Genomic DNA, 10,806 nt, shown 5'->3' with positions numbered 1-10,806 from the left:
GCAGGCGTTGACGATGGTGACCGCGTACGCCTAGCAGGAGAGGGCGAGGCTGGCGGCGCAGGCGTACAAAACGGCGATCTATATGTCGAAGTGCGCGTCAAGCCGCACGAAGTCTTTACCCGTCAAGGCGCTGATCTCTATATGGATGTCCCCGTTAGCATTACCGATGCCGCGCTCGGTAAAGAAGTTGAGATTCCAACGCTTGATGGTAGAGTCAATATCAAAGTCGCTGAGGGCACCCAAAGCGGTAAGTTGTTGCGAGTACGCGGCAAAGGCGTGACTCCAGTACGTACCACGATGAAAGGCGATCTGATTTGCCGCGTTATTATCGAAACTCCTGTGAACCTAACACGTGAGCAAAAAGACTTATTACGTCAATTCCAAGATACTTTGGATGGTGATAGCAAGCATCAACAATCACCGCACAAAAAATCTTTCTTTAAAAAGATTGGCGAATTGTTTGACTAGTCGTTGATTCACTGTTTGACATTCTAAGCCCAATAGTTTCACGTGAAACTACTGGGCTTTTTCATATGAGTTTATAATAGGGCATAAATTAATTCATGCTATGATAATCATCAGATATTCACAAGTATTTAGGATGGATAATGAGCAAGCAAGCAAATGATACAACAATAAAAGTCGGCGTTATCGGTGCAGGCGGACGTATGGGCCGTATGCTGATTGAAGCCGTCAATGAAAATCTGCAAACGACTTTGAGTGCTGCTATCGAACGTGAGGGCTCAAGCCTCGTAGGCGCAGACGCCGGCGAAGTCGCAGCGATTGATCATTTAAACATAAAAATCGTCGATGATCTGGTAGCAGTAATTGACGATATCGACGTATTGATTGATTTTAGTCTCCCAGATGCCACTGAACAAAACATGCAAACTTGCGCTGAGCACAACGTCGCCATGGTCATTGGTACTACAGGCTTTAACGAGCAGCAAGAGCAAGTGCTGACTGAAGCCAGCAAACACATTGCCATTGTCTACGCAGGCAATTACTCCACTGGGGTTAATCTATCGCTCAAGCTATTGGCTATGGCAGCCAAAGCCTTTGGCAATGAAGCTGATGTCGAGGTCATTGAGGCGCATCATAAACACAAGATCGACGCGCCATCTGGCACGGCTTATATGATGGCCCAAGCAGTCGCAGAGGCTCGTGGTCAAAACCTAAAAGACGTTGCGATCTACGGACGCGAAGGGCAAACCGGTGCACGTGAAACAGGCACTATCGGTATTCATGCGATTCGCGGCGGCGAGATCATCGGCGATCACACGGTCATGTTTATCGCTGATGGCGAAGTGGTCGAGATTACGCATCGAGCGCGAGCACGTATGACCTTTGCCGCAGGTGCAGTGCGCGCAGCAACTTGGATCACCCAGCAAAAAAACGGTCAGTATAATATGCAAGATGTGCTTGGGTTAAATGAGTAGGATATAAATAAGATGAGTAGGCACATAAGTACGAACAATAACGACTCAAAGTTTATGACGACTGCCACAGGCGCAGTGCGATCAATAGCTATTGCTCTAAGTATTATTGTTCTGCCTTTTACCACTCAAGCCGCTACCTATCAGACCTACGTCATCGATACTTACGGCGGCAATCAGTTATTACCTGCGGTACGTCAGCAATTAGATACCAGCCCTGATGGCGGCACTGTTAGCACTTATCAAGAAAAATTGTTACTACGCACCACGCGCGCCAATTATCAAGCCGTGCAACAGTTACTAAAACAGATTGATAGTCAGCCGCAGCCATTAACTGTAGCTGTACGTGTGGGCAGTGATAGCAAGGTACAAGGCAATAGCCAACAAGGTCAGGTTATTATCAGCAATCGCGGTATTCAAGGATCGGGAGCTATCATCCAGAGCAGTCGCCAGCAGCGAACGGGTAATCTGTATCAAGTACAGACGCTCTCAGGCAGTGCCGCGAGTATTAGCACAGGTACGCTCTATGCTTTAACGCAAAATTATAGCAGCAGTATTTACTCTAATTTAAACCAACCCTTAGGACAAATCATCATTCAGCAGCAGATACTATTGCCGACCACGCAAGGCATCGCTGTTGTACCAAGGCTATTACCAAATGGGCAAGTCGAGGTCAATTTATCGCAAGTAGAGGAGACGCTTGTCAGATCCAATGCGGCTTACCGTCAGAATAATGCGGTCAAAGCTCAGCGTCTAAATAGTACGATCATCGTGCCGCGTGGGCAATGGATTACGATTGGTCAAATTACCCAAAATGGGCAAAGTCAAAGCTCAGGCTATGGCAGTAACCGCACTTTTAGTAGCAATAATAGTATGCCTATCTCTCTTTTGGTTCGATAAATTTGCTGAAGTCATTGCATTTAAAGCAGACACAAAAAAGCGCAGCCTTGCTATAGTCAGTCCAATATAAAAAAGATACAGCGGGACTGGAATGAATTTTTTGCAGCCTCTGTCTGCGTAGGCACAGCAAGCCAGAAAAATTTATACCAGTTCCGCGTTTTTGAATAACGTATCCATTTTATCTAGTGTTGACTATATTCACAGTGCTGCGCTTTTTATTTATAGAGGCATCTAAGAACTAATCGATATAAATTACCTCTAAAGGCGGAAAACCATTGAACTCAACTGAGGAGTAAGAGTTGGTATAAGCGCCTGTGGTGAGCCAATAGATCTTATCGCCAATCTCAAGCTCATTAGGCAGCTGATATCCTGCTTCTTCGTACATGATATCGGTCGAATCACAGGTAGGCCCTGCCAGTACCACGGTACCTTCGCTGGTGGAGGTCTCCATCTTTGGCGTATAGACTGGATATTTGATCGCCTCTCCCAAAGTCTCAATCAAGCCTTGGAACAGACCAACATCGGTATACACCCAGCGAGTCAGATCGGTATGAGACTTGCGTGAAATGAGCACGACATCACTCACTAGAACACCTGAGCCACCGACTAGCGAGCGCCCAGGCTCTAAGATAATCTCTGGCATATCGTCGTCATGAAAATCCTCAGACAAGTAACGTTTGATCTCAGTAGCATAGACTTCTATAGGGTTGACTTCACTAATATAATTGGTCGGGAAGCCGCCGCCTAGATTGATCATCTGTAGCTTGATGCCTTCTTCGTTTTTCATCCAATCAAACATGTATTTGACCTTGGCAATCGCATCATCCCACGCCGCCACGTCTTTTTGTTGGCTACCGACATGGAACGAGATACCATAAGGTACCAGTCCCAAGGCTTTAGCTTGCACCAGTAGATCGATTGCCATATCAGGGTGACAGCCAAATTTGCGCGAGAGTGGCCACTCAGCCGTTTGCGCGCCTTGCACTAGGATACGTACAAATACTCTTGATCCTGGCGCGTATTTGGCGATATTTTTGAGATCCGCCTCTGAGTCGGTCGCATATAGATCGACGCCTTTATCGAACGCGTATTTAACGTGCTCTGCCTTTTTGATGGTATTACCGTAAGAGATACGCGAGGGCTCAACATTACAGTCTAGTACCCGATCTAACTCATAGATAGAAGCGCAGTCAAAGTTTGAGCCTAAATCAGCAAGTAAATTAATGACTTCAACCGCAGGGCTGGCTTTCATCGCGTAGTGAAGTTTGGTATTAGGGAACAGCTCAACCATCTGATTGTATTTGGTCTTGATACGGCTCAAATCCACCACCAAAAATGGCGTCTCGCGACCCTGCGCGGCTTGGGTAAATTTTTGCCAAGCGGCAGAGTCAAAATATTGATCGATTTTGATCATAGTCATATGGCGAAACCTTTATAGAGATAAATAAAGAAGTGTACAGAAATGAAAAAGCACTCATCATGCGTTAAGATAAGTGCTCAATTAACTTAAATGCTATTTAAACATTACTCGGCTGAGCTTGCTTGACGTCTTGCTTTTCACGTATTTTAAGCACTTTTTTGACTTTATCGCGGGCGCGCGTTTGCTTAAGACGAGACAAGTAATCAACAAAGACCACACCATTTAGATGATCCATCTCATGCTGGATACAGACGGCAAGCAAACCTTCGACCTCTTTATCTATGATCTCGCCATTTTCGTCTAACGCTTCGATACGTACTTTGTTTGGGCGTTCAACCTTGTCATAGACCTCAGGTACCGACAGGCAGCCTTCTTCATACGGCTGTTTTTCTTCAACCAGCGGCGTCACTTTTGGATTGATAAACACCATTGGCGTGTCTTTATTTTCAGATAAATCCATAACAATAAGCTGAATATGCTCATCTACTTGCGTTGCTGCAAGACCAATGCCGTCAGCGTCATACATGGTTTCAATCATGTCTTTGATTAAGGTTTTAATCTCAGACGTGACTTCTTTGACAGGCGCTGCGATAGTACGCAAACGCGGATCAGGATAACTTAGAATAGGGCGTATTGCCATAACAGCGCACCTCGGTAATAGCGGATGAAATAGGGCTTATTATAAGTTAAATAAGGGCAAAAGTAAGCGTTATCAAGGATATTTGCGACCTACTCAGTCATATAGGTAGGTCATTTAGGGCATGTTTGCTCTTTTACCAAAAGGCATTGCTGATGCCAAAAAAAGCCTCATACGATATGAGGCTCATTTATTTAATAGACTGTAAGCTAAAAGACTAATAGTTATACGCGGCGTCTGTTCATAATCATCTCATAGAGGAACAGAAGGATAATTGCACCGATTACTGAGAAGATAAGACCGGTGAACCCGCCATCTGCATCAATACCAATGAGCCCTGCAATAAAACCACCGAGCATAGCACCGACGATACCTAATACAATCGTCATAATCCAGCCCATCGCGTCATTACCCGGTTTGATAGCACGAGCTAATAAACCTGCAACGAGACCTACGATAATCATCCAAATAAAACCCATTTTTATTCTCCTAATTCTTATAATTTAAAGGTTTTGCAACGTTGTCACTCTACGACGTTGTAATCGTTGTAATGAAGTCATTGTAAACGCTAAATTAAAATTAAAGTAAGTAGAAATTGTTACCTGTGTATGGGCTGTGTGAGAAAATCCGTCTCTTTGCTATAGCGTAGGGTCAATAGGTAAGTGCTTAGTTAATAAAAATGCAAAAAGCACTTCTTTAAAATATATGCCGCCATCATTGTATCAAAGCTCTATTGCAAGGTAGTGAGCAGGCGCTGATGAATACCTTCAAAGCTACCATTTGACATGATGACGATAGCATCACCTGCGCGTGCATGAGTTTGAATATGGTTAATAATCTCATCGATACTACTCATAACCTGCTGCGAGCTTAAGTCTGTATTGGTCGCTTTAGCCTCATCGATGACCGCTTTAAGACCCCATTCAAGCCCTGCAGGCTCATACCAAAGCGTCTGATCAGCCAGCATTGCTGACTGCGCTAAGCTATCTTGATGAATACCCATTTTCATAGTATTGCTACGCGGCTCAATAATCGCCCATAGGCGTCTACCTGCCAGCTTTTTCTTAGCACCGTCCAAAGTCATAGTGATTGCTGTCGGGTGATGAGCAAAATCATCAAATATCAGAATATCATTCACATCACCGATCAATTCCATACGGCGCTTGATACCCGCGAAATTCGATAGCGCCGCGCAGGCAGTCGTAATATCGACGCCAACATCGTAAGCCGCTGCGATCGCCACCAAAGCATTATTAACGTTATGCAGTCCGCTCATTGACCACTCAACGACAGCGCTGGTTTGGTCATTGGCGAAACTTACGCAAAACTGACTACCATCAGTGCTGATAAGCTCAGCTTGCCAGTCACTATCACGCTGACTGCTTGAGCTGTGAGTTGTGACACCAGTACGCCAAACAGGGGTCCAGACGCCTTTGGCTAAAGTATCCTCCAAGCTTTTGGTTTGGGCGGGCATAATGATCCTGCCGCTACTTGGAATCATGCGCACCATATGATGGAACTGAGTTTGAATGGCAGCCAGATCAGCAAAGATATCAGCATGATCAAACTCAAGATTATTTAAGATGGCAGTACGGGGACGATAATGCACAAACTTTGAGCGCTTATCAAAAAACGCCGAATCATACTCATCCGCCTCAATGACGAAGTAGCCTACACTATCTGTATCGACGCTTGTACCCTTAGAACCCAAATAACTGCTATGCGCAAACACTTGCTGTAAGTGCTCATCAAGGGTATTTACCAAAGGCACGCCGCCAATTAAGAACCCTGTATCTATACCAGCGTAATGAAGTATCCATGCTAGCATCGTCGTCGTTGTCGTCTTGCCATGCGTACCTGCAACTGCGATGACATGGCGCGACTGTAGCACTTGCTCGGATAAAAACTGTGGCCCTGAGGTATAGCGCAGGCCTTTATCGAGCATGTACTCGATAACATCCATACCGCGTTTCATCGCATTACCGACGACGATAAGATCGGGTGCGGGTTGTAAGTGCTCGATATGATAACCGTCATTGATCGTCACGCCTGCTTGCTCAAGCTGAGTGGACATCGGCGGGTAGACGTTGGCATCTGACCCTGTCACCGTAAACCCAAGCTCCCTAGCGAGCAGCGCTAAAGAGCCCATAAAAGTGCCACAAATCCCAAGAATATGAATATGCATAAATCGTTTAGACCATGTCAATGAATGAGGAAGTAAAATTGGCTTATTGTAGCGTATTCGCATCACAGCTAACAGTCAGGCAATAAAAAACGCCTGATAAATAGGCGTCGCTTTATAGGCTTGTACAGTGCAAAGGTTTATATAGTCCAAGGGTTTATTGACGAGATAGAGCGTGATTGACATCAATATTTTTATTCTTATCTATCATCAGTAAGTGATTGTCCTCGATGTGATAAGACTCAGTATGCTGATTGTCATAAGCGATCGTAATCTTGTCGTCGTCTTGACGATATATGCCCGATTCCACCAAAGGTACGCGCGCAAGCTTTGGATTGTTATATACGCTGGTTTTGACCACACTACCGTCGGCAAATAAGTTTAAAGTGACTTCAATATAATCACAAAATGTACAAGGTATGATACCGCCGTAATCACCCATCAAGGTCGCTTGCAACGTATTACTCGAAGGTAACGATGACTGGGCTTCATCAGGCTTAGCCGCAGCGATAAGGGATTGGCCTTCTTCTACAACCTCCACACTGTCAGTCTCGTAATCAAACTCAGATTCGTCATTACTATTTGTAATAACGGCAACGTCGTCTCCATCATCCTGTGCGTTGATAAAAGCAGATACCTTACTTGACACTGCATTATTCGATGTCGAGGAAGAATGAGAGTTATCGCAGCTCACTATAGTGATGGCTAGGGCAGGCAATACGAGCCAGAATCGCCTCATCGTTGTTATAGACAAAGAAGTCATCATAAATTTCATAAATACACCAATAGCAGACAAGATGTTTTGCGTCGTTTTTTAATGCCAGATTTTGGATGACAAACTTCAAGATAACAAAGCTCATCTTAGAGTTTGTGCACTTTTTGTTATGATAAATGGAGTGTAAGCTTGGATTTTTGAAGTAAATCAACAAGTACACAATAGTAAGCCCTACTAAGCGTAAATATTAGCAGGGCTTAAGTAACTGAATTAATAGACTATAAATACATATAATTTGATAAGCATTACAAATGCGCGCGATTTTTATTCACCAGTTACCAGAAACATTTTAAATACAAAACTAATGATTTAGAGTAGCAGGACGCCAGATACGTAATAGTATAAGTATATGAACTAAGATCAATACGCTAAAAAATATCAATGACTGCTCAGGAATACTCAGTCCCAAAAATATCCAATCAATCGTAGCGCACTCACCCGATCCTGCAAATACCTGATTCATAACTTGACTCATCGGTAGCGTATCTAGCCAATAGTCCAAACCTGGTCCACATGAGGGGACTTGATCGGCAGGCAAGTGTTGTAGCCAAACGTGACGCGCCGCGACCCCTGTTGACCAGACAATACCTATTAGGCTACCAAGCCACAGCAGTATTTTGACCGCTTTGGATTTGGGATGAAAAATCGCTGCAAGTAAGGCAAAGACGCCCATCACAATTAAGCCAATGCGCTGAAATACGCAAAGCGGACAAGGAGTGAAGCCCATGTAACGCTGCAAAAAAAACAACGCATAGCTCATGCCTAGGACAGCCCCAATGACTAATACGACTTGTAATTGACGGTAGGTGATAGCTCGTAACATAAGATAAGTACGCTTATATGATGTGGAATAACTGGTTTGTTAAAAGGGGATAAGCACTCTAAGACAAGAGTGCTGTAGATGTTGCGGTAGTTATCAGTAGTACGCTTATAACAGTATTAAATTATGACTTTTAAAAGGATCGATACTGCTGGATATAATCCATAAAGTTTTCTGTTTCACTCTCTTCAATTTCAGCTTGCTGAAGAATAGACTTTTCAGCCAGTACTTCATACTTAGCTTGGATATTGGGGCTTAGCGTCTGTTGTAGTAGCGCATCACGGTGCTGCTCGGCAAGGGTGAAACCAAGCTTCCATAAGCTACCTAGGCGCGCGCTATCAGAGTTCACTTGCGCGGATATCGTCGACTCTGAGTGTCCCGCTTTGCCTTGCATCAACGCAACTGCTGCGCGGTAATCATTGCCACCATAGTGCGCATCAAAGAGCGCAGCTAGCGGCTGCATATTGGCTAGGTGCGCCAGCATCCAGCTCTCAAGCGACTGCTCTTGTCCATTATTGATAATATGTAGATTGTCACGGCGGCCTTCATTGACTACGCGCTCAAGATTGATAGCTAGCGCCTCTTCCTCCTCAGGCATCAATTCAGGCGAGTCATTGAGCAAGCAATACAGTGCCATGACTTCTAAGAAGCAAGCACTAGATAAGCGAATACCAACGTCACTGTACGGGTCCAAATCTATCGCTCGAAACTCAACATAAGCAATACCGCGGCGCTCTAAAGCCTCAGTTGGCGTCTCGCCGCGCTCAGCGATTTGCTTGGGCCGAATAGGGCTGTAGTACTCGTTTTCAATCTGCAAAATATGATCATTGATCTGAATAGGATTGCCATTACTATCATTGAGGCCAAGTTTTTGAAAGCTCTCGTGCGGCGTTTGAATCGCGCGGCGCAAGCCCTCGATATACTCAGGTAAATGATTATAGCGGATGTCAAGATGCTCTTGCACGCTGTTGGTATAGCCAAGTTTGCCCATACGCAGGCTAGTTGCCGCAGGCTTGTAATAGGTGGAGTCGTTTAGTAGCTCTAAATCGTGCTCGCGCCCTGCCAAAAAGCAAGGGCAGACGCTGGGGCTGGCCCCTAATAGATAGAGCACAAGGCTCGTTAGGCGCTTAAAATTACGAATAAGACCTAGGTATTTCTCGTTTTTAAATTCTGCTAAAGGCTGCTCTGTATCCGCTTGCTGTTGCCATGCATGAAACAAATCATCGCCAAATGACAGATTATAATGAAGACCGGCAATCGTCTGCATACGACGACCATAACGCACTCCAAGACCGCTACGATAGAGGGTTTTGAGCTTACCGGTGTTTGAGCTGCCATAATCGGCAAGGGGAATATCTTCATCATTAGATGAGAGCATACAGGGCATGGAGAGCGGCCACATCAGCTCCTCTTCAGGCAAAGCTTTATATACCAGCACATGCAACTGGCGTAGCATCATTAAGGTATCTTTTGGCGAGTCTTTTGGGTCGGTGATAAGCTCAAGTAAGTTCTCAGAGTAATCAGTGGTGATAAAGGGATGGGTTAGTTTTGATCCCAGCTGCTTGGGGTGCGGCGTTTGCGCAAGATAACCATCTGCTTTGACCCTCAATCCCTCTTTTTCAATACCGCGTAGCATACCGACTAAATGCTTGCTATCAAACCAACTTGGAATCTCAAAATCAACAAAACTGCTTACAGGATTACTCATAAGGGTCATCTATCATTATTTATAAAGGTAGATCGAAATGCGATCTAAAAAAGGGGTGTCATAGAGACAGTCCGCTCAGTTTAGCCCAAAGTAGTCCTAAAAACTATGCGTGCTTACAAATACGATAAGCTTTATACGTGGCGTGTATAGCGTATTTTTACCCACTTTTTTGGGTTTATAGCGACTGCTTGTGCAGTGAATGAAATTATAAAAACATAACCACAAAAAAAGCATCTACCACGTGGATAGATGCTTTTAATGGTTAGTTATGGCAAATGCATTGTCATAGTAAGTATCAAGTTAATAAATTAAATTGAGAACGAGGATCCGCAGCCACAAGTGGTCGTCGCATTAGGGTTTTGTACCACAAAACGGGCACCCTCTAAACCTTCGATATAATCGACAGTCGAGCCTTGCAAATATTGATAACTCATAGAATCGATGACCAAGGTCACATCCTCATTGTCAAAATTGGCATCGTCCTCATTTAGATCACTATCGAACCTAAATCCATAGGAGAAACCTGAGCAGCCGCCGCCTGTCACATAGACACGCAGCATCAGCTCATTATCACCCTCTTCTTCGCGCAGACGACGCACCTTTTGCGCGGCGCTATCGGTCAACGTCAAAATAGTAGGATCGACAGGCCAGCTTGCGCTGGGACTACTAGAGCTTGGGTTATAAGGGGTGGCTGATTCGTTCATATCTACCTCATTAACTAGAATCAAAAGCTATCGTTTGCTATGCCATAATGGCAAATAATCGGTGCCTGATTCAATAGGGTGCTGTCGTTAAAACTAATGGTAAGTCGTTAAAGCTTATTATAAATAGTATAGCCACGCGATCAAAATGCATTGATGGACTACCTGCGCTTATCAATTAGCAGTATATCATAATGGGGCTATCTATTCGTTTGTCAAGAGTGCGT

At 44.5% G+C, this 10,806-nt stretch carries 11 protein-coding genes; 3 read left to right on the top strand and 8 right to left on the bottom strand.

Features of this window, described 5'->3' with window-relative positions:
- The 3 genes from ACTXGO_RS05885 to ACTXGO_RS05875 all read left to right on the top strand — a co-directional run.
- Positions 1 to 468, top strand: a 468-nt coding sequence (locus ACTXGO_RS05885; RefSeq protein ID WP_443573675.1) for a DnaJ C-terminal domain-containing protein, incomplete at its 5' end; no start/stop codon positions are given.
- A 140-nt stretch (positions 469 to 608) separates the two neighbouring features.
- A complete protein-coding gene (gene dapB / locus ACTXGO_RS05880) occupies positions 609 to 1,439 on the top strand; it encodes a 4-hydroxy-tetrahydrodipicolinate reductase (protein WP_317200440.1) in 831 nt (276 codons plus the stop codon).
- A 54-nt stretch (positions 1,440 to 1,493) separates the two neighbouring features.
- Positions 1,494 to 2,336 (top strand): hypothetical protein, encoded by an 843-nt coding sequence (locus tag ACTXGO_RS05875; RefSeq protein WP_435949974.1) that lies wholly within the window; start codon positions 1,494 to 1,496, stop codon positions 2,334 to 2,336.
- 238 nt (positions 2,337 to 2,574) lie between these two features.
- On the opposite strand, the gene ACTXGO_RS05870 is transcribed toward ACTXGO_RS05875, so the two are convergent.
- The 8 genes from ACTXGO_RS05870 to erpA all read right to left on the bottom strand — a co-directional run bounded on the left by ACTXGO_RS05870 (position 2,575) and on the right by erpA (position 10,582).
- Positions 2,575 to 3,750, bottom strand: coding sequence for a type III PLP-dependent enzyme (locus tag ACTXGO_RS05870; RefSeq protein WP_435951084.1), 1,176 nt, complete (start codon positions 3,748 to 3,750; stop codon positions 2,575 to 2,577).
- Between the two features lie 103 nt (positions 3,751 to 3,853).
- Positions 3,854 to 4,396 (bottom strand): peptide deformylase, encoded by a 543-nt coding sequence (gene def, locus ACTXGO_RS05865; protein WP_317200444.1) that lies wholly within the window; start codon positions 4,394 to 4,396, stop codon positions 3,854 to 3,856.
- A 221-nt stretch (positions 4,397 to 4,617) separates the two neighbouring features.
- The gene (locus tag ACTXGO_RS05860) at positions 4,618 to 4,872 is read right to left on the bottom strand and encodes a GlsB/YeaQ/YmgE family stress response membrane protein (protein WP_435949975.1); all 255 of its coding nucleotides are present in this window, start codon (positions 4,870 to 4,872) and stop codon (positions 4,618 to 4,620) included.
- Positions 4,873 to 5,123: 251 nt separating this feature from the next.
- Entirely contained in the window at positions 5,124 to 6,578 is a 1,455-nt protein-coding gene (mpl, locus tag ACTXGO_RS05855; protein ID WP_435949976.1) for a UDP-N-acetylmuramate:L-alanyl-gamma-D-glutamyl-meso-diaminopimelate ligase, read from the bottom strand.
- Between the two features lie 154 nt (positions 6,579 to 6,732).
- Entirely contained in the window at positions 6,733 to 7,350 is a 618-nt protein-coding gene (locus ACTXGO_RS05850) for a copper resistance protein NlpE N-terminal domain-containing protein (RefSeq protein WP_317200447.1), read from the bottom strand.
- A gap of 301 nt (positions 7,351 to 7,651) precedes the next feature.
- Positions 7,652 to 8,173, bottom strand: coding sequence for a disulfide bond formation protein B (locus ACTXGO_RS05845; RefSeq protein WP_443573674.1), 522 nt, complete (start codon positions 8,171 to 8,173; stop codon positions 7,652 to 7,654).
- Between the two features lie 130 nt (positions 8,174 to 8,303).
- Entirely contained in the window at positions 8,304 to 9,878 is a 1,575-nt protein-coding gene (gshA, locus tag ACTXGO_RS05840; protein ID WP_317200449.1) for a glutamate--cysteine ligase, read from the bottom strand.
- 308 nt (positions 9,879 to 10,186) lie between these two features.
- Positions 10,187 to 10,582: an iron-sulfur cluster insertion protein ErpA gene (gene erpA, locus ACTXGO_RS05835; RefSeq protein WP_317200450.1), complete on the bottom strand. Its 396-nt coding sequence runs from the start codon at positions 10,580 to 10,582 to the stop codon at positions 10,187 to 10,189.
- Positions 10,583 to 10,806: the final 224 nt, after the last annotated feature.

The organism is Psychrobacter sp. T6-1 (genome assembly GCF_052258445.1).
The sequence above is the reverse complement of the archived record's forward strand: the minus strand, read 5'-3'. Positions and strand labels throughout refer to the sequence as shown.

Bases quoted from the DNA above. Each gene is read 5' to 3' on its own strand.
- ACTXGO_RS05875 (WP_435949974.1), top strand. From the start codon at position 1,494: ATGACGACTGCCACAGGCGCAGTGCGATCAATAGCTATTGCTCTAAGT.
- ACTXGO_RS05860 (WP_435949975.1), bottom strand. From the start codon at position 4,872: ATGGGTTTTATTTGGATGATTATCGTAGGTCTCGTTGCAGGTTTATTA.
- ACTXGO_RS05845 (WP_443573674.1), bottom strand. From the start codon at position 8,173: ATGTTACGAGCTATCACCTACCGTCAATTACAAGTCGTATTAGTCATT.
- erpA (WP_317200450.1), bottom strand. From the start codon at position 10,582: ATGAACGAATCAGCCACCCCTTATAACCCAAGCTCTAGTAGTCCCAGC.
- mpl (WP_435949976.1), bottom strand. From the start codon at position 6,578: ATGCATATTCATATTCTTGGGATTTGTGGCACTTTTATGGGCTCTTTA.
- ACTXGO_RS05870 (WP_435951084.1), bottom strand. From the start codon at position 3,750: ATGATCAAAATCGATCAATATTTTGACTCTGCCGCTTGGCAAAAATTT.
- dapB (WP_317200440.1), top strand. From the start codon at position 609: ATGAGCAAGCAAGCAAATGATACAACAATAAAAGTCGGCGTTATCGGT.
- gshA (WP_317200449.1), bottom strand. From the start codon at position 9,878: ATGAGTAATCCTGTAAGCAGTTTTGTTGATTTTGAGATTCCAAGTTGG.
- ACTXGO_RS05850 (WP_317200447.1), bottom strand. From the start codon at position 7,350: ATGAAATTTATGATGACTTCTTTGTCTATAACAACGATGAGGCGATTC.
- def (WP_317200444.1), bottom strand. From the start codon at position 4,396: ATGGCAATACGCCCTATTCTAAGTTATCCTGATCCGCGTTTGCGTACT.